This is a genomic window from Tolumonas osonensis, from assembly GCF_014202415.1.
Taxonomy (GTDB): domain Bacteria; phylum Pseudomonadota; class Gammaproteobacteria; order Enterobacterales; family Aeromonadaceae; genus Tolumonas; species Tolumonas osonensis.
Genome location: NZ_JACHGR010000002.1, coordinates 152254 through 177444, shown reverse-complemented (window position 1 = coordinate 177444; position 25191 = coordinate 152254). Strand labels below are relative to the sequence as shown.

Here is a 25191-nt window from a genome sequence, read left to right as displayed (position 1 = left end):
CGGTCATTTTGATCTGAAATAACAAAAAGAAAGGAGCCTTGGGCTCCTTAAAAAAACATCGGACAACGAGGATTCACAACAAACAACAGGAAGGGTGGACGAATTAGGACACTATATTCAGTGTAGTTGATGTTTTTTGTTGCAAGAGAATATCCGGTGCGTCATCGCTCTCATCTTTCAGATTTATGCCGCTGATATGGCGACGAAACGCTTCATTCAGCAGCCAGCTGAGTTTATGGGCCGCTTCCGGGTAATTGAGACCTTCCGGTCTGATGTTCGAAATACAATTCCGTTCCGAGTCCAGTAAACCGACTTTAGGCGACCAGGTCAGATAAATCCCGAGGCTGTCCGGGGAGGAGAGGCCTGGCCGTTCACCGATCAGAACCGCGACGGCCTTTGCTTTTAAGTGTTCGCCAATATCGTCACCCACCGCCACACGGGCTTGCCGGGTTAAAACAACAGGACCTGTTTTAATGCCCAGCGCTTCCAGTCGGGGTCGTAATTCCAGTAAAAAAGGAACCGTATTGCGATGGATGGCCGTCGATGACAGACCATCACCAACCACAATGATTAAATCAACCGGTTCAGCCTGGTGCTGCAACCATTCACGGGATTCTGTTGCCAGCTGACGTCCCAGGTCGGGGCGGCGCAGGTAGGTTTCCCGATCAGGTGCGGCACTGTGTGCCTGTAGCGTGGTGAATCCCTGCTGATGTAATTCTTCGGCTAATGTTTCTGCGGCGAATGGCAGATGGACGGCATCCCGGGCCTGAGCATGCGCAAGACCAAATTTCAGCAGTTCTTTTGTCGGCAAGCTGTTTCCGGTACGCCCAAGTGCGATGCGGGCGGCGGTGAACTGACGCAGTTCATCCCATGGGTTCTGATGAATTAAAGTGTGGCTCATGCTGCACTCCCCAAACAAGGTAATTGTGTCAGTAACGGATGTTGTTTCGATGGATCCAGCAGATGGCCCTGCGTGTCGATCAGCCGCATTTTTTCCAGCCATTCGTCAAATTCCGGAGCACGTTTAAGGCCCAGTAATTCCCGGATATAGAGCGCATCATGAAAGGAGGTGCTCTGATAGTTCAGCATGATGTCATCGGCACCCGGAACACCGATCAGGAACGTGAGCCCGGCTGCGGCCAGCAGGGTCAGTAATGTGTCCATGTCATCCTGATCGGCCTCGGCATGGTTGGTGTAGCAGACGTCACAGCCAAGAGGAACCCCCAGTAATTTTCCACAGAAGTGATCTTCCAGTCCGGCGCGAATGATTTGTTTACCATCATAGAGATATTCGGGCCCGATAAAGCCCACTACCGTATTGGTTAGCAACGGTTTGAATTTGCGGGCGACGGCATAGGCTCGGGCCTCACAGGTCTGTTGATCTATACCGGCGTGCGCATTTGCTGAAAGACAGCTGCCCTGGCCAGTTTCAAAATACATGACATTATTGCCAATCGTGCCACGTTGCAGACTCTGCGCTGCGGCTTCGGCTTCGGCCAGAATGGCCAAATTCACACCGAAACCGGCATTGGCCTTTTCTGTTCCGGCGATAGACTGGAAAACCAGGTCGACAGGAACGCCCCGGTTAATCAGTTCAATGGTATTCGTGACATGTGTCAGCACACAGGACTGCGTCGGAATTTCAAACCGGTGAATGACTTCATCCAGCATGTGGTTCAGTTTCGCCAGCCCCGGCAGACTGTCCGTTGCCGGATTAATTCCCACCACAGCATCACCACTGCCATATAACAAACCATCCAGCATGGCTGCCGCAATACCTGGTAAGGCATCCGTCGGATGATTGGGTTGCAGACGCACACTCAAGCGACCCGGTAATCCGATGGTATTTCTGAATTTTGTGATGACCTGACATTTCTTCGCAACCAGGATCAAATCCTGATTGCGCATTAATTTACTGACTGCAGCAACCATTTCCGGTGTCAGCCCAGGAGCCAGGCGGGACAACGTAATGGTGTCGGCCTGTTCACTGAGTAACCAGTCGCGGAAATCGCCGACAGTCAGGTGGTTGATCAGCGAGAATGCCTGCACATCATGCTCATCAACAATCAGACGGGTAATCTCATCTTCTTCATAGGGGATAAGAACGTTATTTAAAAATGTTTTCAAAGGCAGATCTGCCAGACAGATCTTTGCCGCCATGCGCTCTTCAGCAGTAGCTGCCGCCACCCCCGCCAGATAATCCCCCGAACGGGCAGGGCTGGCTTTGGCCATCAGGCTTTTCAAATCAGGGAACTGATAAGTGCGCTGACCTATGGTCGTACGGTACATACTGATTCCTCTAACCCTGCGCTTGTAGCAATTCATTACCTTCCTGCATCTCTTCATTGCTGTGAGTGGCTTTGAAATAAATGAAACCGGCAACAAACAGACCTGCAAAGATCAAGGACAACAGTGTGTTGTAATAAATCATGGCAACGAGGCACAACCCTGCCAGGCCAAGTGCCAGGGCAGGCGCAAATGGATAGAGTGGGGCGGAAAACGGACGTTCCAGATTTGGCTCAGTACGACGCAGTTTAAACAGGGCTGCCATCGAGATAATGTACATCACGATAGCGCCGAACACAGACATGGTCACGATATTTGCGGTTAGTGGCAGGCCACCGATAACGATCAGATTGTCCGAGAAAATGGCAGCGATACCCACGATACCACCCGCCAGAATAGCCCGGTGCGGTGTCTGGAAACGGCTATTAACAGCTGACAGTGATTTAGGCAGGAAGCCGGCACGGGCAAGTGCAAAGATCTGACGGGAATAACCCATGATGATGCCGTGGAAGGAGGCAATCAGACCAAACAGACCCAGCCATACCAGCATATGTAACCAGCCACTGGAATCACCCACAATCATTTTCATCGCCTGAGGCAGAGGGTCGTTGATATTAGCCAGTTTGCTCCAGTCACCAGCGCCACCAGCAAAAATCATCACGCCGATAGCCAGAATAACCAAGGTCAGAATGCCGGCAATAAAGGCAACCGGTATGGTTTTCTTGGGATCTTTGGCTTCTTCGGCTGCCATTGCGGCACCTTCAATCGCCAGGAAGAACCAGATCGCGAACGGAATCGCAGCGAAGATACCGGAAACAGCAGTGGCCGAGAATTCATTGCTGCCGGCCCAGCCATTGGCAACGAAGTTGGTGATTGAGAAACCCGGCGACACAACGCCCATAAACACCAGCAATTCAACAATAGCCAGAATGGTGACACATAACTCGAAAGTGGCTGCGATACTGACACCCACCATATTCAGTGCCATGAATACCAGATAAGCACCGACGGCGATCAGTTTAGGATCCAGAGCCGGAAACTGTACATTCAGGTAGGCGCCAATCGCCATGGCAATGGCTGGCGGTGCAAACACGAATTCGACCAGCGTTGCAAAACCGGCGATATAACCACCGACCGGACCAAAGGCGCGATAAGCATAGGCAAACGGGCCGCCTGCATGAGGAATGGAGGTGGTTAATTCGGTGAAACTGAAAATGAACGCGGTATACATCGCAGCGATCAGCAGTGCGGTAACCATAAATCCTAATGTGCCGGCCTGAGCCCAGCCATAACTCCAGCCAAAGTATTCACCGGAGATAACCAGACCAACTGCGATACCCCATAGATGAAATTTACCGAGTGTCCGTTTCAATCCCGGTGCTGCATTGTCCTTTTGCATGATAGTTCCTCTGTATTGTTATGTGATCTTTATCACGACACATACGTATTACAAAGGACATGCCAACTCATTATTTTTATTATTTATTTAAATAAAATCAGTTAGTTAGTGTTTTAGCGTGAAGTCTGAAGAGATGTATTCACCCGATCTTTTTGGATCACTGGTGCACCATAAAATCGCAGATGCGAGGGGAATAACAAGCACACATCATAAGGCGGTCGTCCTTTTTTGTGCTTTTATCCTGCAAAACTGGTTTTTATCCGAACAAATTAAAACAAAAGCATGCGCGGGTTGACCATGAGATACATGAATTGCTTTTGTTTGGTGCACTCACAACTAAATACAAAGTTGAGAAAATAAACTTGCTATACTGTATATAAATACAGTAGATTATTTCCATACGCTGTTTTGTTCATATATACAGCAGTGCATGAAGCAAGCATCAATCAACAGGAGCGCACTATGAGTGTTTTTGTTAATGGATTTTATGTGGGTCATGAAGTGTATCCGGGAGTATTTGCGGAGGAGCGCGTCGGACAGCAATGGATGATTCGTCAGCAGGATGTGAATGGCTGGCCATGCCGGGTAGGCGAAGTCAGAATTGATGCGGCAGGTAGTGAATTTCTTGCCTGCGATTGTTTAGGCGGTGTAAAAGGGCGCGCATCCAATATGCGCACCGCTGTTCGTTATTTACTGAATTAGAATTTGTTCAAAGAAAATATGTATGGTGGCGGTTTTCAGATGCCGACGGGGAGCGTGGTATTACTCCTCGGCATCGGAAGCCAGATACCAGTAACCCTGGTTAAACCAGTAACAGATCCAGTCAACCAGTACCGGGTTATCAATATACGGTTGCAACTCATTGAGTGTCAGCGTGGTGCTGTTACACATCAGATGAGCCAACTCCTGGCCACCTTCCGGGATCTGCAGTTGTTCACCGTTCACGAAACAGTGATCCGGCAACGCAGGGAAATAGAGGCAACGTAGTCCGCCCAAGCGGTATAGCTCATCTTCTGCTTCCAGCGCCGGAATCAGCTCATCCGGGATCAGATCCCATTCCTGAGGCAAAATATTCAGCTCATGTTTTGCCTGACTCAGATACGTTCCCAGCCATTTTGAAAACAGCTTTTCATCGTGCATCAACGATTGCATCAGATCACGAAGTGCACACACGTCGGTAGCGGTAACCAGACCTGGTTCAGTGGTCAGCTCACGCTCCGAATCGGTATAACGGACCTGCCCGGCATCTTCCTGCAATAAGAAGTCAGCGAAAGATGAGAAGAGATCCTGCTGATTCGGCGCCCGGTACCCGATGGAGTAGCTCATTGCTTCGGTGATGGCGTAACCGTCGTGGGGGAATCCCGGAGGAATATAAAGAATATCACCGGATTGCAGTTCCACATCAATGATCGGTTCAAACTGGTCTACATGCAGCAAACCGGGCGTTTCGACAAACTGCTCTGTCGGTATATTTGCTCCTACCCGCCAGCGACGGCTGCCAGCACCCTGAATGATGAATACATCATATTGATCGACATGCGGGCCAACACCACCACCCGGTACAGAGTAGGAGATCATGACATCATCAATCCGCCAGTTAGGTAAACCGCGGAATGGCGTGATGAGATCTGCAACCGGCTTTATCCAGTGATCCGTTGCCTGAACCAGCAGGGCCCAGTGACTTTCACCCAGCTGACTATAATCGTCAAACGGACCATGTTCGGCTTTCCATTTACCATCGGTGAAAGTAACCAGACGGCTTTCAACCTGTTCTTCGGTCGCCAATCCTGCGAGTTCGTCCGGTGTAACAGGATCAGTAAAGGGCGCGTAGGCACCACGCAAAACAGTCGGTTTTTTTTGCCAGTAGTCCCGCATAAATGCGGCCAGATCAAGATTCAGCTGATTCACAAAACACCCTGGATTGATAAAAGGAAGAGCGGGGCATCTTGCCCCGCTCAATCAACGATATGGTTGGTTATTTGGCGCGGGCCTGTTTTACACTTTCTTCCAGCATTCCCAATGTTTGAGGTGCGCCGCGCATCAGCTGATCGCCGACGATGAATGCCGGTGTACCAGTGATGTTCAGTGCCTGGGCCATTGCATGGTTGGCTGCAATTTTACGTTCAATCGCTGGATCTTTTACTTTTTCAGCGATTTTATCCCAGTCCAGCCCCAGATTTTTGGCAACAGTGGCAATATCTTCGTTTGTTTTGAAAGGACCTTTATGTGCCATCAATGCATCATGGAATGATGCATATTTTGCCGGGAACAGAGCGTTGACTGCCAGTGCCGCTTTAGAGGCATAAACAGAGGTATCGCTCAGGATAGGAAATTCTTTATAGATATAACGAATGTCCTGATCTTTTTTCAGCAACTCCTGCACTAATGGGGCGGAGCGTTTGCAATAACCGCAGTTGTAGTCAACAAACTCAACAATGGTCAGGCTGCCTTTCGGATTTCCGGTAACAGGATCGTCAGCCTGACGGAACAGCTGATCGCTATGCTTTTTCAGCAATGCCTTATCCGTTTCATTCTGTTGCATTTCCTGTTTGACGCGCAGTGCATTAGACATTTCAATCAGGATCTCTGGATTGGAAACCAGATATTCACGCACGATTTTCTCGACTTCAGTTTTGGTCATTTCTGCGGCAACAGAGCTGAAAGTCAGCATACCGCCCAGCAGGGCGGTCGCCAGAGTTTTTAATTTCATTTGATATCCTTGTTATTTCACACGCATGCCTGGCTGAGCGCCTGCATGAGGTTCGAGAATAAACAGATCTTTTCCACCCGGGCCGGCAGCTAAAACCATGCCTTCGGACATACCAAAACGCATTTTACGTGGAGCCAGGTTTGCGACCATCACGGTCAGTTTACCTTCCAGTTGTTCAGGAGAATAGGCGGATTTGATACCAGCAAATACCTGACGAACTTCACCGCCCAGATCAAGCTGCAGACGCAGCAGTTTATCTGCTTCCGGTACGGCTTCAGCCTTCTTGATCAGAGCGACGCGCAGATCAAGTTTAGCGAAATCGTCATAAGTAATTTCGGGGGCGATAGGTTCGTCTGCCAGCGGGCCGGTTACTTTAGGCGCAGCGGCTGCCTGAGCTTCTTCTTTCGATGCTTCAACCATCGCGGCCACTTTCACCGGATCAACACGGGTAAACAGTGCTTTAAATGGCGAAACGGTATGCGCCAGCAGCGGCTGTTCAATATCTGCCCAGTTCAGCGTGACATTCAGGAACGATTCGGCGCGGGCGGCCAGCTCAGGCATGACTGGTTTCAGGTAAGTCATTAACACGCGGAACAGGTTAATCGTGGTTGAACAGACAGCAGACAGTTCTGCTTCCTGACCTTCCTGTTTGGCGATAACCCAGGGTGCTTTTTCGTCAACATAACGGTTAGCTTCATCCGCCAGCGCCATAATGTCACGGATGGCACGGCTGTATTCGCGTTTTTCATACGCCTCAGCAATACGCTCGCTGGCATCGGTGAAGGTTTTAAACAGCGCAGGTTCAGACAGTGTATCGGCCAGTTTGCCGTCAAAACGTTTGCAGATGAAGCTGGCGGTACGGGATGCCAGGTTAACCAGTTTGTTCACGACGTCACTGTTAACACGGGCAACGAAATCTTCCAGATTCAGGTCCAGATCATCGATACGGTTGTTCAGTTTGGCCGCGTAGTAATAACGCAGACATTCGGGATCCAGATGTTGCAGGTAAGTGGATGCTTTAATGAACGTACCACGGGACTTGGACATCTTGGCACCGTTGACGGTCACATAACCATGTACGAAAACGTTGCTTGGCTTGCGATAGCCAGAACCGTGCAGCATGGCTGGCCAGAACAAACTGTGGAAGTAAACGATGTCTTTACCGATGAAGTGATACAGTTCCGCATCGCTGTTTTCACCCCAGAAGGCATCAAAATCGATGTCGCCACGTTTGTTACAAAGATTCTTGAATGAGCCCATGTAGCCGATAGGCGCATCCAGCCATACATAGAAATATTTGCCTGGTGCGTCCGGGATTTCAAAACCAAAGTAAGGCGCATCACGGGTGATATCCCACTGCTGCAGACCAGAGGTGAACCATTCGTTCAGTTTGTTGGCAATTTCATCCTGCAGGGCACCAGAGGTAGTCCATGCTTTCAGCATGTCAGCAAACTGCGGCAGGTCGAAGAAATAATGCTCGGTATCTTTCATGACCGGCGTTGCGCCTGATACAGCTGATTTAGGATTGATCAGTTCGGTCGGGCTGTAAGTTGCGCCACACACTTCACAGTTATCACCGTATTGATCCGGTGCCTTACATTTTGGACAAGTGCCTTTTACAAAGCGATCCGGCAGGAACATGGTCTTTTCTGGATCGAAAAGCTGAGAAATAGTTCTGCTCTTGATGAACCCGTTCTCTTTCAGTTTCGTATAGATAGACTCAGCAAACTGACGGTTTTCATCACTGTGCGTGGAATGATAGTTGTCAAAACTGATTTTGAAGCCGGCGAAATCGGTCTGATGCTCCTGGGAAACCGCTGCAATCATTTCTTCCGGTGTAATACCCAGTTGCTGTGCTTTCAGCATGATCGGCGTGCCATGGGCGTCATCAGCACAAATAAAATGAATGTTATGGCCGCGCATGCGCTGAAAGCGAACCCAGATATCTGCCTGGATGTGCTCCAGCATATGACCGAGATGAATAGAACCGTTGGCGTAAGGTAAGGCACAGGTAACCAGAATATTTCTTGATGCGCTAGACATAGTGTTCGGACTTTGTTTTGAATGGAAATAATGGCAATGTTACCTGAATTAAGCGCTGACTGCCTAGGCTCAATGCCTTTTATCTCGAGCATTTATCAGTGATTTACTCCATTAGAGGGGGTCTTTGTGATTGAAACTGTCCATCAGTTGTTAAGTGAATTTAAACCCGCGTCCTGGGATAAAGATTTGGTTTCTGCCGGTTTTGTGAAAAAAACCGAGCTCATCGACCGGAAGCTGCATATCTATATTCAGTTGCCTTTTGCCGGCCTGACCTGGGAAAACGAAATCCAGGAGGTACTTGATGAACGAATCCGTCAGGTTGCTGATATCAGCCGGGTGTGGTGGCATTTTGATATTCAGGTAGAAACCATCGCCCGCAAAAATGGGGTTCCGCCGATTGCGGGGGTTAAAAACATTATTGCGGTCAGTTCAGGAAAAGGCGGGGTAGGGAAATCAACGACGGCAGTCAATCTGGCTTTGGCACTGCATCAGGAAGGCGCGAAAGTCGGTTTACTGGACGCAGATATTTATGGCCCATCCATCCCGATGTTGCTTGGTAAAGCCGGTGCACATCCCGAAATTATTGATGAAAAGCACATGCGTCCGGTTAAAGCGCATTCTGTCGTTTGTAACAGCATTGGTTTTCTGGTGCCGGAGAGCGAGGCTGCTGTCTGGCGTGGTCCGATGGCCAGTAAAGCGCTTTCGCAGATTCTGTATGATACCCGCTGGGGCGAGCTGGATTATCTGGTTGTGGATTTACCGCCGGGCACGGGCGACATTCAACTGACGATTGCTCAGCAGGTGCCTACCACCGCTGCCGTGGTGATTACCACACCGCAGGATCTGGCGTTGATTGATGCCAGAAAAGGTATCGCCATGTTTGAAAAAGTGCATATTCCTGTGTTGGGTATCATTGAAAACATGAGTTATCACATCTGCAGCAAATGTGGACATAAAGAGAAAATTTTTGGAGAAGGCGGCGGCAGCAAAGTCGCTGAGCAGTATGGTATTGAGTTGTTGGGACAGATACCGCTGCATATTCATATCCGTGAACAATCGGATGATGGTACGCCAATCGTAGTGTCAGATCCTAATGGTAAGCTCGCTGCCACTTATAAGCGGATAGCGAGAAAAATTGCTTCTTCGCTTTATTTTTCGGGAAAAACCGAGCCCGGCACTATTTTTACCGTGAATAGCTAGGCAATGACATGTTATTTCAGGTGGTGATTTATATATAATGCGCCGCCTGAAATAACAAAAAAGAGATTTATTCATGTCTGATAAACATTCTGAGTGCGTCATCATAGGTATTGCTGGTGCATCTGCGTCAGGTAAAAGTCTGATCGCCAGAACGATATACAATGAACTGACTGCTGAGCTTGGTGAAGATCAGATAGGTGTGATCACGGAAGATTGTTATTACAAGGATCAAAGCCATTTACCGATGGCTGAACGTGTTAAAACAAATTATGACCATCCTGCGGCATTTGATCATGCCTTGCTGGCGGAACATCTGAAACAGCTGATTTCGGGTAATGCGGTGGATATTCCGACCTATTCTTACTCCGAACATACCCGCACAGACCGGACAATTCACTTCACGCCCAAACGGATTATTATCCTGGAAGGTATTCTGCTGCTGAATGATTCGTCGCTGCGCAAGTTACTGAACGTCAGTATCTTTATGGATACGCCGCTGGATATCTGTCTGGTTCGTCGTTTGGCCCGTGATGTACAGGAACGCGGACGGACCATGGACTCGGTGCTGGAACAATATCAGAAAACCGTACGTCCGATGTTTTTACAATTTATTGAGCCATCGAAACAATATGCCGATATTATTATTCCGCGTGGTGGCCGTAACCGTATCGCGATTGAAATGCTGAAATCGCGGATCCGTCATTTATTACTGAGCTGATTATTTATTCTGGAGAAAACATGCGTCTTTGTGATCGCGACATAGAGCAGCACCTTGAAGAAGGTAAAATCGTGATTGAGCCGCGTCCTGACAGCTCGCGTATTAGCGGTGTCAGTGTCGATGTACTGCTTGGCAATGAATTTCGTGTTTTTCAGGCACATACAGCACCTTATATTGATCTGAGTGGCCCGAAAGAAGAAGTTTCAGCCGCGATTGACCGTGTGATGAGTGATGAAATCTACATCAATGATGGTGATGTATTTATTCTGCATCCGGGTGAATTGGCGCTGGCGGTGACGTATGAGTCTGTCACGTTGCCGGATAATATTGTGGGCTGGCTGGATGGTCGTTCTTCACTGGCGCGTCTGGGGCTGATGGTGCACGTGACAGCACACCGTATCGATCCGGGCTGGTCTGGCCGTATCGTACTGGAATTCTATAATGGTGGTCGCTTACCGCTGGCACTGCGTCCGGGGATGGTGATCGGCGCGCTGAACTTTGAAACCATGTCTGGCCCGGCGGCACGTCCGTATAACAAACGGACCAATGCAAAATACAAGAGTCAGCAGGGTGCGGTAGCAAGCCGTATCGATCAGGATTAAAACGCCAGGATTAAAACGAAAGCCCCGCAAGGGGCTTTTCATTTGGTCGTCAGATGACGTGAACCTGAACCCCTTCCTTTTTTAGCCACTGCAGGGCATTTTCCGGGGCATGTTTATCAGTGATGACATGCTTGATCAGCGAAGTCGGGCCGATCGCCGCCGGATGAATTCGCCCGAATTTACTGGAATCGGTCAGAACAAAAACTTCCTGATGTTTATTCAGAATGGCATTCGCGATATCTGCCCGCATCATGTTGCGGTTGGTGAATCCGGTCTGAACATCAAAGCCGTCCACCCCGATAAATGCTTTGCTGAAATGCACATGCTCAATACACAACCGGGTTAATGGCCCGACCAGGCTTTCACTGCTGGTCTGATATTGTCCGCCCAGCAGAATGATCTCGGCTTTGCTGGCCCGTAACTGGTGCGCAATATAGGAACTGGACGTGATAATCGTGACGTCAGATCGATCTGCCAATAATTTTGCCAGCATGACATTCACACTACCGCCTTCAATCAGCACACAATCATCACGCCCGATTAGCGAATAGGCATAGTTGGCAATATCCTGTTTGATTTTGCTGTTTGTCCACAAGCGATGCTCGGGATCTTCGCTGTCAAGCACCGTAGCGGCACCGTGTACCCGCTTCAGAAAACCCTGGTTTTCCAGTTGTGTCAGGTCCTGACGGATGGTGACCTCGGAAACGCCGAGTTGCGAGGATAAATCCACCACGCTGATCCGCCCTGTGCTGTTAACCAGCTCTAAAATAACTGAATGTCTTGGATGCATAAAATGCTTCTCGCCACTGAATGTGCTCATGATACGAATGACAGTATATTGATTTTGTTGGTTATGCTGGCATCCACTACTGTATCTGGAGTTTTTGACTTCATCGACCCCAGCTCATATAAACATCTATTGGTTTTTTAAAGGTAGATGTTGGTCAAATAAATCCCTCATCTCCTGTGATCGGCTTTGCATAAGCCCACAAAATATTCAGTATGAAACCCCGAATGTTTCATCTGCAAGGGAATGGATAAACTGTTGTAACGTCGCTACCCGCTTTTCGGCCAGCACTTTTGCTTCAGATAACAGCAGAAAATCGGGCAGGTTAAGTGCGAAAACCAGTACGTCGACTGCTTTGCCATGCGTATCATATCGGGTATCGCGTCCGACTTTGCACAATGTCCGCATGATACCTACGGCGCCCAGTTGCTCGAGCAAATCCGCGTCATGTAACAGGATCGCTTCCGGTGAATCCGGACGGCATGGTGCCGCATGCTGGCGAATACAATCGATGACGGCAGGGATTTTCTCAGAAGGGAAATGCCAGCTTTGGAGCAGGGCAGGAAGAACCTGACAGGCGTAGGCTACGTTGTCCCATTTTGCCAGTAATTCGGGGCTGTCAGGGCGGTGTCCTTCAAATACGCCCAGATCATGCAACCAGACGGCAGCATGTAAAATTTCATCATCAAAAGAGAGATTGGCAGATTGCGCCAGACTGAGTGCCAGAGCATATAAACGTGGCTGATGACTGTACTTGTCTACAGGAAGTGCGTGCTGACGAATATACGCTTCAATTGCGGATCGAAAAGAGGTTTCTGACGTCGTTGCCATAGAAAAATGCTGAGAAAAGAAAGACTTCTCTCAGCATAACATTAATTAATGTGCAGCGATAAATCCCTGAATGGCTTTTGTTGCTTCAGCCAGACCACGTTCCTGCGCTTCAGGGCCCATGTTCAGTGCTTCTGCATAAGCAACAGTGATATCTTGCATGCCAATCAGGCCCAGCACTGCCTGCGCATGCGCCAGTGCCAGATCCGTTGCGGTATTACGGTGCGCACCGCCGGTAGTTGTAACGATCAGTACTTTTTTGCCTGTCAGGTGACCGCGTGGGCCGGTTTCGGAATAAGAGAAAGTCACACCGGCGCGGCAAATCAGGTCAATCCAGGTTTTCAGCTGTACCGGAATACCGAAGTTGTACATAGGCACAGCAACAACAACGAAATCAGCTGCTTTAACTTCTTCAATCAGATTGTTTGAAAGCTCAAGTACTTCCTTCTGACGCGCATTCAGTTCGCCATTACCAGAAAAACCGGCAATCACTTCGCCATCCAGTACAGGCAACGGATTCGCGGCCAGATCACGAACAGTGATGTTGTCTGCCGGATATTTTTGTTTCCATTCGACAGCAAAATTGTCCAGCAATTTTGCTGATTGTGAATAAGGACCGAGAATACTTGATTGAATTACTAAAACATTGCTCATTTTTTATTCCTCTGTATTGGCATAGCGCCTTGATTGATACTTTACATTCTATTTATAGGAATAAAATGGCAAAAAATAGAGCCAATCTTTCTATTAATTAGAATGATTGTTGATAACTACCCAAGGAAAGGGGGCATGGCACAGAGGTGGTATGACCTTTTATCCACAATTTCAGTGGATAACATTGGAATAAGATTGTGACAACTTTATTCGTTTGACATCGGAAGGTGCCGGAATCCGTGCCCTGGAGCGGGATTCCGGCAATTTATTACATATTAATCCTGTAATACTGCCGCCATGGCGTTGGCGACATACTCCACATTGCTGGTATTCAGGCCGGCAACACACATACGACCGGTACGGACCAGATAAACGGCAAACTCTTCACGCAGACGATCGACCTGTTCCGGCGTCAGACCGGTATAGCTGAACATGCCGCGCTGTTTGATCATGTAGCTGAAGTCTTTGCCCGGCACTTTGGCGGTCAGGGTTTCATACAGCTTCTGGCGCATGGCTTTGATGCGGTCGCGCATTTCAGCGACTTCCGCTTCCCATGTCGCACGTAATTCTGGCTTGGTCAGCACATCTGTGACGACGAGAGCACCGTGGCTTGGCGGGCTGGAGTAATTTTTTCTGACGGTCAGTTTCAGCTGACCCAGTACGCGTTCCGCTTCTTCTGCAGTCGGGCAGATCACTGACAAGCCGCCACAACGTTCACTGTATAAAGACAGGTTTTTGGAGAACGAGTTGCTGACGAAGAAGCTGATATCCGCATCAATCAGCATCTGCAGGGCGAAAACATCCTCAGTCAGTGAATCACCGAAACCCTGATAAGCGATATCAAGGAACGGGATCAGTTTGCGCTCTTTCATCACTGGCAGTAAGGCCGCCCATTGGTCGCGGGATAAATCGACACCGGTCGGGTTATGGCAGCAAGGGTGCATCAGAACAATGCTTTGTTCCGGCAGCGACTGGAAAGTGTCCAGCATGGCATTGAATTTGATACCGCCAGTGACGTCATCATAATAAGGGTAGGTGTGGGTCTGGATCCCGGCACCCTGGAAAATCGCGTGGTGGTTGTCCCAGGTAGGATCGCTGACCCACATTTCGCTTGTCGGGAAATATTTATGCAGAAAATCTGCGCCAACTTTCAGTGCGCCAGAGCCGCCCAGAGATTGAATAGATGCAACACGGCCCGCTTTTAACACAGCGTTATCTTTTCCGAACAGCAGATGCTGGATAGCGGTGCGGTAAGCCGGAGAGCCTTCCATCGGCAGATAGACACGTGGGATCACGGATTGAGCGATATCGGTTTCAGCCTGCTGAACAGAAGGCAATACAGGGATGTTGCCGGCATCATCGTAGTAAATACCAATACCTAAATTCACTTTCTCTGCGCGGGGATCTTTCTTAAATGTATCAACCAGTGACAGAATTGGATCACCAGCATACATATCAACGTGTTGGAACATTAAATGACTCCAGATAGGGGGTTATCACTGAAATGGCGGTATCATAACATCCTCATATACATCCATCAGTTCATATCTCTTTACCTTTACATAAAAATGCAGACAACTTCCGAAGCAGCGATGCAAGATCTTCCCCCTGTAATTCCGCTTTTTGATTCCATCCAGTATCTGGATGAAGGGAATCCGAATGTTAATCAGTATGTCGCTGAAGTGACGATCAATCGGGTAAATGACGCGGCACTGGTTTACGAACATGCCGTTGACTGGCTTTCTGAACAGCGTTTTAACGAAAACAATTACAAAACATACCGCAGTGAACTCACCACCTTTCTGCACTGGTGTTTTGATAAGGAAGGTATCTCGGTGGCTGAAATTAACCGCCGGATGATGAACCGTTACGTTGAGTATTGCCTTAATCCACCGGCTGAACTGATTGCGTACCGTAATGTCGCTCAGTTCGTCACCAGTAAAGAGTGGGGTGACCGGGCGCCTAATCCTTTATGGCGACCGTTTCTGGGTAAGAAAGATAATGGCGCGATCCTGCCGTATGCCCTCAGCGATAAGGCGCTGAAAACAAAAATGGCAATATTATCCGCATTCTATGGATATCTGATTAACGAGGAATATACCGAGCGGAATCCGGCGATGATGTGGATGAAGCACAGCCGTTTTGCGTCGCAACCCATGAAGGTACATAGCTTCGATGATGATGAAAGCATAAAATCTTTCAGTGAGTTACAGTGGTCTTATGTGATGTCGGCAGCAGAAAAAATGGCCGGTGAACAGCCGGATTTACATGAAAGAACCTTATTTCTGGTGAGCCTGATGTACAGCTGCTATCTGCGTATTTCGGAGGTGGCGGCTCGTCCGGGATTTTCCCCGGTGATGGGGCAGTTCCGGCGGGACAGTCACAGTGGTGTCTGGGGATTTTTTATCCCGGTCAGTAAAGGCGGGAAACGGCGGACGGTTGCGGTGTCCAATCAGTTATTGAATGCACTGCAGCGTTACCGGACGTTTTTGCGTTTGCCTGCCTTACCGACACCGAATGAAAGTACGCCGCTTTTTTCGCGTCACCGTGCAGCCGGACGCGGCCGGGATGCTGGTCTGCGAAATGCCAATCTGGGTATCCGGCAATTGCGCGACGAGATCAATTTCCTGATCCAGACTGCGGCCGATCTGGCGCAAGCCGATGGTTTTGAACAGGATGCGCAGGAAATGCGGCAAATGACACCGCACAGTATCCGTCACACCGGGATCACCCATGACATTAACCTGAATGGACGCCCGCTAGCCCATGTGCAGGCGGATGCCGGGCATGACAGTATTGATACAACGTCCCAGTATCTGCATACCACCAGGACGGAGCGTCATGAAACTGCGGCCGGTAAACAACTCAACCGATTGCGGGGGATATAATATAATCTATCACCGGAGATCGGGTGGCTGTTGTCATTAAATGCCGACTAAAAGAGCAGATTTATCAACATGATCCAGCTGTTCCGGCGGCAGAGATTGTTCTGCGTAATGACGCCAGACGTCACTCTGCACGAACAGGATAAACAGTTCCCGATCAATATGATTTTCCTGCACCATGCGGCGCATCAGCAGGAGCGCTTCGCTGATCGGTTTTCCGGGTTTATACGGACGATCTCTGGCTGTGAGCGCTTCGAAAATATCTGCGACCGCAATCATGCGGGCGGGAATGCTTAATTCGTCTTTGGTGAGGCGTCGCGGATAGCCGCTGCCATCCATCTTTTCATGATGTCCGCCCGCTATTTCCGGAACATTCTGCAGATGTTGCGGGAATGGCAACTTATTCAGCATGATGATGGTCTGGATAATATGCTGATTTATCTTGTAGCGCTCTTCATCAGTCAGTGTGCCGTGTGTCACCGACAGACTATACAGTTCACCGCGGTTATAGAGATATTCCGGCACCTGCACCTTGAATCCCCATGGATTATCGTCAGTAAGCTGTTCTGACAAGGGGCGGGGGATCAGATGCTCCGGCCGATCAGCCAGCAGCGGTTCCGGGCAGGGAAGTGGTTGTACCGGGGTCTGCATTTTGCGTTGCAACTCTTCGTGCGACACGCCTGATCGATCACTCAGCGTTCTCATCCATTGACGACGGGCTATCCGTTGCAGACGATCGATTCGTTCCGGCGCCATCACCTCACTACCCAGATTACACTCGGCGATAAAGGCAAAATCGTCATCCAGTTCTTTCCAGATGGGTTCTAAGGAGGCGGTGATAACTTGCCGCTGCGCATCGGATAATGCCGAATTCAAGGCGGCAATATGCGCATCACGCTTGAGTACTTCAAAACGCATCCGTATTTCATGGATCCGGTCATAAAGCATTTCCAGCTTGGTAGCCTTATCGACCACATATTCCGGTGTGGTGACCTTACCGCAATCATGCAGCCAACTGGCAATGTGTATGGCTTCCCATTGTTCATCATCAAGATGGTAATCAGCAAAAGGGCCTTCCTGCTGATCACAGGCGGCCTGCGCCAGCAAACGGGTTAACTCCGGAACACGCTGACAGTGTCCGCCTGTGTAAGCACTTTTGGCATCGATCGCACCAGCAACCAGCGCAATGAACGATTCCAGTAATTGTTTCTGTTCTTCAATGAGCCGTTGCGCTCCGATTGCCACGGCAGCGGTTCCGGACAGCGCGCCGATAAGATTGATCCTGGCATTCACGTCCTGCAATTCGTGATTGTGAAGCAATATCACCACCAGTATGCCAATCACGTCTTTGCGATGATTGAGCAAGGGTTCAGCCACTAACAAATAGTGCTCATTAAATGGTGCGAGAGATTCAAAATCGCGTAACCAGTCGGCCTCCTCAGCGAGATGAACGATCCGGCGCCCATTTACTGCCGGCAACAGGGTATGTTCCTCGGAGACCGAAAATCCGGAAAGCGTGGTGATTTCATTTTGCTGCCAGAATGCCCGGGCAGGTTCCATGCGTTTATCTTTGTCCTGTTTCAGATAGATAATACCGCCGCTGGCAGCAATCGCCTTGAGTGTTTCCTGCAGAATACGAGTCAGCAGAGGATCAAATTTGTGCTCGGCGCCCAATGCCTTATCGATCGAAATGAAGTTCCGCATGGTTTGCCGCATTCCGGTCATGGCATCGGCCAGGTCACTGATTTCCAGAATGCGTGAACTGAACTCCCGTTCGCCTTCAAAATCGAAATTCCGGATCGCATCAATTTCACGTCTTAATACGGATAAAGGACGAGTAGTGCGTTTTGCCACATACCAGATGCCGGGTAACATAATCAGCAGAATAAAAGTAAGAGTATATGTACTTTCCAGCGCATTTTTTCTTGCTGGCGCATAGAGCGTATCAGCCGGGAGCAGGAAACTGAGATAGTAGAGATGTCCGCTGCCTGATGACATGGCGGTCAGATAACCCATCCAGAGATTATTGTTATCCAGTCGCAGACTGAGTTCCTGCCGGGTTCCGATGACAAGTTTCTGCCGGGAGACTTCCTCATGTAATTTCTTCAGAACCGGGATGTTAAGCGAATCGAGCTGAGGGAGGGTACTCGTCTCTTGAAAATTACTGACAGACTCCTGTGCTGTCGCGATTAATTGTCCCTGATCATCAAACATAACCAGTTCGCTGCCTTGGGGACGGGGCATTTTAGCCAGCAATTGGGACAAATGCTGGATGCTAAGGTCGGCACCAATGACGGCCTGGCTGGAGCCGGATTTTATGGCCAGCGTACTTCCGGGCTCCCGGGTGGTATAAAAAATATAAGGGCGGGACATAACAACCCCGTCATTCTGTAGTGCCTCCTGATACCAGATACGGGTTCGGGGATCGAAGTTGTAATCTGGCATAGTCCGGGATTCTATTAGCCGTAATCCGGCATCATAGAACAGGAAACGGCCTTCCCGAATTTCTCCTTTTTTATCAATGCTCTGTACCAGAAAAGCTGCGTTTTCCGGTGGTTTTTCCTGCAGAGACAGCCGTGTTTCAGCATTAAATTTGCGGATCAGGAAGAAATCACCGTTACTGTAACCTATATAAATAGCAGATAAGGCTTCATTACTGCGTAGTAACTCGGTGAACTGGGGCAGGTCGGAAAGACGTTGTTCCAGAGTCTGCGCTGTTGCTATATGAGAATGGCTGAACAGGAGCAGTGAGGTACTGGCAGGGCGGATAGTGAGCTGCAGTAATTGTTCAACCTCAGTGCTCTGATGGGCGAAGTTCTGCTGTTCGTGTCTAAAATTACCAGAGAGGGTTTGCTGATATCCCTGAAAAACCAGCGCGCAACCCAACACCAGGAACAATAAGAAAAACAGGGTTGCGATATGAACATAAAGGGGGATTCTGTTTCGCATAAGGATGCCGGTTCCGGATCTCTTTATCTGAGTATATACAACAATGCCGATAACGCAATTTATCGGCATAAAATCAAAGGGTTACAACATTTTCACCTTTGTGGATGTCTCAAAGCTGAACGGGTCAGATTAATTCTGGTATTTCTACTGTTCAGGGCACAGCGCATAGACCTGTTTTTTATCTTCCGGCGAGTTAGTCTGGGAATAACGGATAATGGCCAGATTACAGTTTCTTTCCTGTTTTTCCTGAGCGCTGAGTTGTGGTGCTTCACTAATCTGAGCGACTGATTGAGGCTTCTGTGCATCTGGTTTAATGTGACGCTCGATGTTTTGCTGCAAATGCTGTTGTTGAATTTGTGTGTTTGTTAGTGCGGTATCAAGCTGGACTGTCAGTTCATGCATGATGATTTTGTAACTGAACCAGGATGTCAGTCCGGATAAAACCAGAAACACCGGAACAAAACCAAGCGCAAAGAAAAAACCTTTAGCCATGTAATTTGAAGCAGGCTCATGAGAAGTCTGTGACATGGTAACCTCTGTAATCATAGTTAACCCGAAGGACGGTATTGATTGAATACCCATCATATCATAATATATATCAATTTCGCATAATGTATATTATGTTAAATTAACTACCCAAGTTGAAAGCGACACATCCTTCCCGCTCTGTTTCTGTTCTTAATCGTTCTGATTTTCCCTGGATTGCTATGTTCAGCAGATCGCTGACGCGTTCCTACGTGAAAAGTTTCTGAGTTTGGCTATGGTTGTGCGCACTTTTTCACGTAGCGCGACATGTTTGTTCTTTAAGAGATGTATTGCCTTGCCAGTTTGCTAAACAGGCTCATCATCACTGCGCTATGTAATACACAGCCCATATCAAAATGGTTGTCGTGTCTGCTATTCAGTACGCAAGCCAGTTCAGCCGATTGTAAAAATGAGAACGTATTTACCATCACGTTTACCCGGGCGTATAGCCTGTCATTCTCTTTGATGCTGAATTTGTCGAATTCGTTTTCTTGTCTTAACCCGGTTAGCTGCGCATGCCACTGGTCGATGCGTTCTTTATTGATTGTGTAGATGCAGAATGCTTCGGTAATTTTATCGATGATTAACCTGTCGATTTCCATTAATTCATCTTTATTAACGTTATTGAGAATGGCGTAAGCTTTTGCACCTTGTCTGGTTTTAAGAATATCGAACGTCACTGTTTTGCCGAACTTGCCGGTTTTCAGAAATGGTTTTATGTCAAGACTGATATCTGGTAACGATTTGATTTTTCGATAATAATTGGGGTTTTCAGTGTTAAGTGCAGGCTCTATTTCTGCAATACAGCTGGAATGTAAATCATAGAACGTATGCCGCAGCGGCTTGCTATTGGCATATTCTGATTTTGATTCCAGATCATCAAAGTGTTTCCCGATTTTATTCAGCTCATATTCATCGTTCAGAATGGTATCAATTTGTTCTATGACTGGCCTACTTTGCTGCCATAGCTGCTTAACGGTTTGTTTGTAATCGTTCAGATGTGTTTGAACGGCGATATCGTGGCTCAGTTTTTTCGATTTATGAAAAGTGAACACGCTGACTGCAATGGCTATCAGCGATAACATGGCACTGCCAAGTGAAATGAGTGTGACAGAATCCATTAAGCCGCCTTCCCTTCTTTTTATGCTGTTTTCCGTTCAGATAATATTACTCAGCGCCTTAAGCATACAAATTCCACAGCCTCCATGGCCTGTATTGCCGAGACGACCATCGAGGTGTTTAAATCCGAATGATTCATACAGTGAAACTGCGGAACTTAGCTCATTCAGTGTTTCAAGATAACAATAGCTATAGCCGAATTCTTTTGCCTTCTCGATAGATAAAGCAATCAGGCGTCTTCCCAGGCCAATACCGATAACACTTTTATCCAAATATAATTTTTGCATTTCACAATATTCTTCGCCCGCGCCTTGAAGCTGCGCAATACCAACCCCTCCTACTAACGTACCATTGGCAATGGCCACCCAGTAACCTGATTTTTCTGCTTTGTATGCGTCAGTAAGATTAGAAAGGACGGGATCGTGCAGGCTGACGCCTTCAAGATGATCGATTTTATTATCTCTAAAGCTTTTGCGTATTACCTCTGCAATATGATCGTTGTCAGCAGCGGTAATCGGTCTGATCACGATATTCAACTCTCTTTGCTTACGGGCGTTTTTCAGGGCACTAGTCAGCCCTATAACATTGCTAGTAATACTCTCTATTTCACTTTCTGAGGCTAATAGCAGCGCATCTGAAATGAATGCATTCGCATTATTGTTAATTGTTTCATGAGCCTTGGATCCGGATTCAGATAAACGAAAGTTTGCAGCACGACCATCTTGTTTATCTTGCATTCTAAACACAAGGCCCACTTTTTCTAAGCTGCGTATTGTTCTGCTAATGCTTGATTTTTCTGTACAAAGCCGTTGAGCTAGCTCAGTTACGCCAGCAGGGTTTTTATTGAGTTCAATAAGGACATGGCTCTGAAGGGGTGATAAATCTGTCCCACTACTGTTACGGTTTAACATACCTAACTCGCGAACCATTTCGCGTAGCGAAGTCCGGAACATTTCTATTTCTTCAGTGCGCATTGCCTGCTCTCTCATATATATCAAATATAGTTAACAGTGGTAACCATTTTCAATATAACAGCAAAATAACGCAGTGCAAAATTACTTATTTACAAATTTATTCTCATTAGAACTGTAACGAGGGCCGGTCAGCGGGAATTCATTCACAATCGCCTGAATACGGGCTAAATCGGCTTGCGTCAAAGTCAGGTCGATAGCAGCGGCATTTTCTTCCAGATACTTACGGCGTTTGGTACCAGGGATCGGAATAATATGATCGCCTTGTGCAATCACCCATGCGATAGCCAGCTGAGCGGCTGTTGCCCCTTTTTCTTTGGCAAACGCAGCAAAAGCAGCCGCCAGTTTCTGGTTATTATCCAGATATTCTCCCTGATAACGTGGCAAGCGGGTGCGGAAATCATTGGCCTCCAGTTCATTCACGTTAACAGTTGCCGTCATCAGGCCGCGGCTCATCGGTGCAAATGGAACAAATGCGACACCCAACTCTTTGGTTAACGCCAGAATACCGTTTTCTTCTGGTGTACGAGTCAGCACCGAATACTCACTCTGGACTGCCGTGATTGGATGAATACTCATTGCCCGTTGCAAATGCTCTGTGGTGCATTCACTTAAACCGAGATAACGAACCTTGCCTTCTTTCACTAAATCCGCCATGGCACTCACGGTTTCTTCAATCGGGGTGTTCGGATCAACGCGGTGCAGATAATAAAGATCAATATGATCAACCCCTAGCCGCTGCAGACTGCCCTCCACCGCTTTTTTCACATAATCCGGTTTGCCATTCAGGTAGGTTGCTCCCGGTTGAAAGCTGTCGGTAAAGCCTTCATTCAGCGCAAAACCAAACTTGGTAGCCAGAAAAATCTGATCCCGTTTTTCTTTCAATACCTGAGCTAATAATTTCTCGTTGGAATGATTGTTGCCATAGATATCGGCGGTATCCCAGAAATTGATGCTTAATTCCAGTGAGCGATATAAGGTTGCAATACTTTCTTCGTTATCCGGCGTGCCATAGGCAGCACTCATGCCCATACAGCCCAGACCAATACCAGAAAGCTTGATTCCGGTTTTACCTAATTCTCTGTATTTCATCATAACGTCCCGATGGTTGGTTATTTCAACGGGACTATTATGAACAGACGGGCGTTTTGATTAATGGCCTGGATTGCGATTGCTCTCATGAGTGACATTCATGAATTAAGATGCTCAACAATACTGTCGTATAACAACCTGACCCTTGCCGGGACTGGTCCTCGTTGTGGCCGGTACACATAGACATCCCACGGTTCCGGCTCTGAATCTTCCAGAAGGCGAATCAAACGACCGTTTTGAATATCAGCATTGGCGATCCAGTCTGAGATCTGCCCGAAGCCTAAACCATCCAGGATCGCCAAATGTTCTATTTCGGCGTCATCGGTTCTGAAATGCACATTTTCAGGATGAATGGCGATGTTATTTTTAAATAACCAGGGCCATCCCTTGCCAGAGTTACTATTAATCAATTCAACGGCGGGTAACTTTTTCAGGTCATCGGTATGTTGAGGAGAACCAAATTTTTCAATCAATTCAGGTGAAGCGACCAGGAAAAACTGTATTTCACTCACTTTCTTTACAATAAACCCATTGTTTTGAATCTTCCCTACCCTGATGCCGATATCAATTTGTTCATCCACCAGATGACTGAAGTTATTGGATGCTCTGATATCAACATGTATTTTCGGATATTTCTTCTGAAAATCCCTTATTAATGGATACAGATAGTCTCTGCCAATGACACTGGGGGTGGTGATGGTGATATTGCCGCTTAACTCGTCATGATGGTTGTTTTGCTGACCAAACAGGAAAACGTCGTTGACAACCTCAAGGGCATGCGCGGCATGGGATAGCAACTGTTCGCCGAACTTGGTGATCTTGATGGTTCGGGTGCTACGGTGAAATAACAATTCGCCATAGGTTTGCTCCAGCGTTTTGATCACCCGGGATACAGACTGCGGGGACATATTCAGTTTATCCGCAGCCTCACGGAACGTGTTGGAGCCCGCGGCAACCACAAAGACACGCAATAATTCAGATTTAGAAAGCATTGATGCAACCAGTCTAGAGATACCGTGATATCTCAATGCTTTTCGGGCGCAATCACAATGGGCAATTACTGAATAGACTTATGAGCGGATTTCATAAATACCACTATTATGAGAATCGTATCACAGAGTGACATCCAGGATTATTCCGAAAACCGGGTTAATTCATTCCATTATTTATCATTAACAGGTGAGCAATAAAACTATGTAATTATTGACGGATAAAAACGTATCAAGAGGATTTTACGCATGGAAAGTTTTACCTTTCATAACCCTACCGTTCTCGATTTTGGTAAAGACAAAGAAAAACAGATTGGTCAGCATCTGGCCAGTCATGGTGTCAAAAAAGTGTTATTGACGTTCGGTAGCGACCGTATCAAAAGAGATGGTCTGTTTGATGTTGTTAGCCGCTCACTGCAAACCAATCAGATTGAATGGGTGGAATTCGGCGGCATCGTCAGTAATCCGGTTTTATCAAAAGTCTATGAAGGTATCGAAGTCGCCAGAGCAAACAATGTTGACGCAATATTAAGCGTTGGCGGCGGTTCTGTGCTGGATAGCTCAAAAGCGATTGCCGCTGGCGTGAAGTATGATGGCGATGTCTGGGATCTGTTCCTTGGTAAAAGCCCCATCACCGCAGCGTTACCGGTTTTTGATATTCTGACGCTGGCCGCTACCGGCAGTGAAATGAATTGCGGTGCAGTCGTTACCAATGAAGCAACCAAAGAAAAATTCGCGATCAATGCGCCTGCGTTATTCCCGAAAGTGTCTGTGGTGAATCCGGCGCTGATGCAGACGGTCACAAAGGATTATCTGGTCTATTCGGCGGCGGATATCATCGCACACTCCATCGAAGGTTATTTTACGGCTGCCGTGCAACCGCACTTCCAGTCTCGTCTGGTTGAGTCGATCATCAAAACTGTTATCGAAACGACAGAAATTCTGATTGAAGATCCGCTCAATTACGCGGCGCGTGCCGAATTTGCCTGGGCATCAACGCAAGCACTGAATGGGTTGATTTATTCCGGTACGGCGGGTTTTAGCTACCCGAATCACATGATCGAGCATTCGTTGTCTGCACTGTATAACGTGCCGCACGGAGCTGGTTTATCGGTGGTGATGCCGGCCTGGATGAAGTGGTATCACACCAAAAATCCGCAGCAGTTTGAGCGTTTTGCCCGTGAGATCTTTGGTAAATCAACCGCTATTGAAGGCATTGAAGCTTTGGAAAACTGGTTCAATAAGGTGGGCACGCCTACCCGTTTGTCACAGTTTAATATTGCGTCTTCTGAACTGCCGGTTATTCTGGAAAATGTATTGGGTAATGCCAGTTATTTTGGTGTTGCAGATATCTACACTAGGGAAGTCAGTACAGAAATTCTGGAGAATGCGTTTTAGTTCGACCGGTAAAATGTGCTGAAACCGGGAAGAATG

At 47.9% G+C, this 25191-nt stretch carries 22 protein-coding genes; 6 read left to right on the top strand and 16 right to left on the bottom strand.

Annotation, left to right across the window (positions count from 1 at the left end; all coding sequences use genetic code 11):
• Window positions 1-103: 103 nt before the first annotated feature.
• Genes eutC through eat form a run of 3 tightly spaced genes read right to left on the bottom strand, consistent with a single transcriptional unit; the run spans window position 104 to window position 3685 of the window.
• Window positions 104-901 (bottom strand): ethanolamine ammonia-lyase subunit EutC, encoded by a 798-nt coding sequence (gene eutC / locus HNR75_RS03245; protein ID WP_188025593.1) that lies wholly within the window; start codon window positions 899-901, stop codon window positions 104-106.
• Window positions 898-2289: an ethanolamine ammonia-lyase subunit EutB gene (locus HNR75_RS03240; RefSeq protein WP_188025592.1), complete on the bottom strand. Its 1392-nt coding sequence runs from the start codon at window positions 2287-2289 to the stop codon at window positions 898-900. Before HNR75_RS03240 ends, eutC begins: the two co-directional genes overlap by 4 nt.
• A gap of 10 nt (window positions 2290-2299) precedes the next feature.
• The gene (gene eat, locus HNR75_RS03235; RefSeq protein WP_188025591.1) at window positions 2300-3685 is read right to left on the bottom strand and encodes an ethanolamine permease; all 1386 of its coding nucleotides are present in this window, start codon (window positions 3683-3685) and stop codon (window positions 2300-2302) included.
• A 462-nt stretch (window positions 3686-4147) separates the two neighbouring features.
• Between eat and HNR75_RS03230 the strand changes: the two genes are divergently transcribed.
• Window positions 4148-4387 carry a hypothetical protein gene (locus HNR75_RS03230; protein WP_188025590.1) on the top strand — a complete coding sequence of 80 codons (240 nt, stop codon included), beginning with the start codon at window positions 4148-4150 and terminating at the stop codon, window positions 4385-4387.
• Window positions 4388-4447: 60 nt separating this feature from the next.
• On the opposite strand, the gene HNR75_RS03225 is transcribed toward HNR75_RS03230, so the two are convergent.
• The 3 genes from HNR75_RS03225 to metG all read right to left on the bottom strand — a co-directional run bounded on the left by HNR75_RS03225 (window position 4448) and on the right by metG (window position 8438).
• Entirely contained in the window at window positions 4448-5593 is a 1146-nt protein-coding gene (locus HNR75_RS03225) for a JmjC domain-containing protein (protein WP_188025589.1), read from the bottom strand.
• A 67-nt stretch (window positions 5594-5660) separates the two neighbouring features.
• Window positions 5661-6395, bottom strand: a complete 735-nt coding sequence (locus HNR75_RS03220) for a DsbA family protein (RefSeq protein WP_188025588.1) — start codon at window positions 6393-6395, stop codon at window positions 5661-5663.
• A gap of 12 nt (window positions 6396-6407) precedes the next feature.
• Complete coding sequence (gene metG / locus HNR75_RS03215; RefSeq protein WP_188025587.1) at window positions 6408-8438, bottom strand: methionine--tRNA ligase; 2031 nt, start codon at window positions 8436-8438, stop codon at window positions 6408-6410.
• Window positions 8439-8564: 126 nt separating this feature from the next.
• On the opposite strand from metG, the gene apbC reads away from it, so the two are divergent.
• From apbC to dcd, 3 genes are all read left to right on the top strand, one after another.
• Window positions 8565-9638, top strand: a complete 1074-nt coding sequence (apbC, locus tag HNR75_RS03210; RefSeq protein WP_188025586.1) for an iron-sulfur cluster carrier protein ApbC — start codon at window positions 8565-8567, stop codon at window positions 9636-9638.
• 73 nt (window positions 9639-9711) lie between these two features.
• Window positions 9712-10356 carry a uridine kinase gene (gene udk / locus HNR75_RS03205; protein ID WP_188025585.1) on the top strand — a complete coding sequence of 215 codons (645 nt, stop codon included), beginning with the start codon at window positions 9712-9714 and terminating at the stop codon, window positions 10354-10356.
• A 20-nt stretch (window positions 10357-10376) separates the two neighbouring features.
• Window positions 10377-10958: a dCTP deaminase gene (dcd, locus tag HNR75_RS03200; RefSeq protein WP_188025584.1), complete on the top strand. Its 582-nt coding sequence runs from the start codon at window positions 10377-10379 to the stop codon at window positions 10956-10958.
• Between the two features lie 49 nt (window positions 10959-11007).
• On the opposite strand, the gene HNR75_RS03195 is transcribed toward dcd, so the two are convergent.
• From HNR75_RS03195 to HNR75_RS03180, 4 genes are all read right to left on the bottom strand, one after another.
• Complete coding sequence (locus HNR75_RS03195; protein WP_188025583.1) at window positions 11008-11748, bottom strand: DeoR/GlpR family DNA-binding transcription regulator; 741 nt, start codon at window positions 11746-11748, stop codon at window positions 11008-11010.
• Window positions 11749-11955: 207 nt separating this feature from the next.
• Window positions 11956-12576: an HD domain-containing protein gene (locus HNR75_RS03190; RefSeq protein ID WP_188025582.1), complete on the bottom strand. Its 621-nt coding sequence runs from the start codon at window positions 12574-12576 to the stop codon at window positions 11956-11958.
• 45 nt (window positions 12577-12621) lie between these two features.
• Complete coding sequence (locus HNR75_RS03185) at window positions 12622-13227, bottom strand: NAD(P)H-dependent oxidoreductase (RefSeq protein ID WP_188025581.1); 606 nt, start codon at window positions 13225-13227, stop codon at window positions 12622-12624.
• A 275-nt stretch (window positions 13228-13502) separates the two neighbouring features.
• A complete protein-coding gene (locus HNR75_RS03180; RefSeq protein WP_188025580.1) occupies window positions 13503-14699 on the bottom strand; it encodes an amino acid aminotransferase in 1197 nt (398 codons plus the stop codon).
• A 120-nt stretch (window positions 14700-14819) separates the two neighbouring features.
• On the opposite strand from HNR75_RS03180, the gene HNR75_RS03175 reads away from it, so the two are divergent.
• Entirely contained in the window at window positions 14820-16115 is a 1296-nt protein-coding gene (locus HNR75_RS03175; protein WP_188025579.1) for a tyrosine-type recombinase/integrase, read from the top strand.
• A gap of 36 nt (window positions 16116-16151) precedes the next feature.
• Here the strand turns inward: HNR75_RS03175 and HNR75_RS03170 are convergent, their stop codons facing one another.
• The 6 genes from HNR75_RS03170 to HNR75_RS03145 all read right to left on the bottom strand — a co-directional run bounded on the left by HNR75_RS03170 (window position 16152) and on the right by HNR75_RS03145 (window position 23760).
• Window positions 16152-19061 carry an HD domain-containing phosphohydrolase gene (locus tag HNR75_RS03170; RefSeq protein ID WP_188025578.1) on the bottom strand — a complete coding sequence of 970 codons (2910 nt, stop codon included), beginning with the start codon at window positions 19059-19061 and terminating at the stop codon, window positions 16152-16154.
• Window positions 19062-19205: 144 nt separating this feature from the next.
• Window positions 19206-19589 (bottom strand): hypothetical protein, encoded by a 384-nt coding sequence (locus HNR75_RS03165; protein ID WP_188025577.1) that lies wholly within the window; start codon window positions 19587-19589, stop codon window positions 19206-19208.
• A gap of 275 nt (window positions 19590-19864) precedes the next feature.
• Window positions 19865-20707 carry a hypothetical protein gene (locus tag HNR75_RS03160; RefSeq protein WP_188025576.1) on the bottom strand — a complete coding sequence of 281 codons (843 nt, stop codon included), beginning with the start codon at window positions 20705-20707 and terminating at the stop codon, window positions 19865-19867.
• Window positions 20708-20743: 36 nt separating this feature from the next.
• Window positions 20744-21679, bottom strand: a complete 936-nt coding sequence (locus tag HNR75_RS03155) for a bifunctional helix-turn-helix transcriptional regulator/GNAT family N-acetyltransferase (RefSeq protein WP_188025575.1) — start codon at window positions 21677-21679, stop codon at window positions 20744-20746.
• Between the two features lie 81 nt (window positions 21680-21760).
• Window positions 21761-22768 carry an aldo/keto reductase gene (locus HNR75_RS03150; protein WP_188025574.1) on the bottom strand — a complete coding sequence of 336 codons (1008 nt, stop codon included), beginning with the start codon at window positions 22766-22768 and terminating at the stop codon, window positions 21761-21763.
• 98 nt (window positions 22769-22866) lie between these two features.
• A complete protein-coding gene (locus HNR75_RS03145) occupies window positions 22867-23760 on the bottom strand; it encodes a LysR family transcriptional regulator (RefSeq protein WP_188025573.1) in 894 nt (297 codons plus the stop codon).
• A 246-nt stretch (window positions 23761-24006) separates the two neighbouring features.
• On the opposite strand from HNR75_RS03145, the gene HNR75_RS03140 reads away from it, so the two are divergent.
• Window positions 24007-25155, top strand: a complete 1149-nt coding sequence (locus tag HNR75_RS03140) for an iron-containing alcohol dehydrogenase (protein WP_188025572.1) — start codon at window positions 24007-24009, stop codon at window positions 25153-25155.
• Window positions 25156-25191 lie beyond the last annotated feature (36 nt).

Coding starts and splice junctions, on each gene's coding strand:
- HNR75_RS03190 (WP_188025582.1), bottom strand. CDS start 12,576: ATGGCAACGACGTCAGAAACCTCTTTTCGATCCGCAATTGAAGCGTAT.
- udk (WP_188025585.1), top strand. CDS start 9,712: ATGTCTGATAAACATTCTGAGTGCGTCATCATAGGTATTGCTGGTGCA.
- HNR75_RS03240 (WP_188025592.1), bottom strand. CDS start 2,289: ATGTACCGTACGACCATAGGTCAGCGCACTTATCAGTTCCCTGATTTG.
- dcd (WP_188025584.1), top strand. CDS start 10,377: ATGCGTCTTTGTGATCGCGACATAGAGCAGCACCTTGAAGAAGGTAAA.
- HNR75_RS03140 (WP_188025572.1), top strand. CDS start 24,007: ATGGAAAGTTTTACCTTTCATAACCCTACCGTTCTCGATTTTGGTAAA.
- HNR75_RS03160 (WP_188025576.1), bottom strand. CDS start 20,707: ATGGATTCTGTCACACTCATTTCACTTGGCAGTGCCATGTTATCGCTG.
- HNR75_RS03145 (WP_188025573.1), bottom strand. CDS start 23,760: ATGCTTTCTAAATCTGAATTATTGCGTGTCTTTGTGGTTGCCGCGGGC.
- HNR75_RS03150 (WP_188025574.1), bottom strand. CDS start 22,768: ATGAAATACAGAGAATTAGGTAAAACCGGAATCAAGCTTTCTGGTATT.
- HNR75_RS03220 (WP_188025588.1), bottom strand. CDS start 6,395: ATGAAATTAAAAACTCTGGCGACCGCCCTGCTGGGCGGTATGCTGACT.
- HNR75_RS03180 (WP_188025580.1), bottom strand. CDS start 14,699: ATGTTCCAACACGTTGATATGTATGCTGGTGATCCAATTCTGTCACTG.
- HNR75_RS03165 (WP_188025577.1), bottom strand. CDS start 19,589: ATGTCACAGACTTCTCATGAGCCTGCTTCAAATTACATGGCTAAAGGT.
- HNR75_RS03170 (WP_188025578.1), bottom strand. CDS start 19,061: ATGCGAAACAGAATCCCCCTTTATGTTCATATCGCAACCCTGTTTTTC.
- HNR75_RS03230 (WP_188025590.1), top strand. CDS start 4,148: ATGAGTGTTTTTGTTAATGGATTTTATGTGGGTCATGAAGTGTATCCG.
- metG (WP_188025587.1), bottom strand. CDS start 8,438: ATGTCTAGCGCATCAAGAAATATTCTGGTTACCTGTGCCTTACCTTAC.
- eat (WP_188025591.1), bottom strand. CDS start 3,685: ATGCAAAAGGACAATGCAGCACCGGGATTGAAACGGACACTCGGTAAA.
- HNR75_RS03175 (WP_188025579.1), top strand. CDS start 14,820: ATGCAAGATCTTCCCCCTGTAATTCCGCTTTTTGATTCCATCCAGTAT.
- HNR75_RS03155 (WP_188025575.1), bottom strand. CDS start 21,679: ATGCGCACTGAAGAAATAGAAATGTTCCGGACTTCGCTACGCGAAATG.
- HNR75_RS03195 (WP_188025583.1), bottom strand. CDS start 11,748: ATGCATCCAAGACATTCAGTTATTTTAGAGCTGGTTAACAGCACAGGG.
- HNR75_RS03185 (WP_188025581.1), bottom strand. CDS start 13,227: ATGAGCAATGTTTTAGTAATTCAATCAAGTATTCTCGGTCCTTATTCA.
- eutC (WP_188025593.1), bottom strand. CDS start 901: ATGAGCCACACTTTAATTCATCAGAACCCATGGGATGAACTGCGTCAG.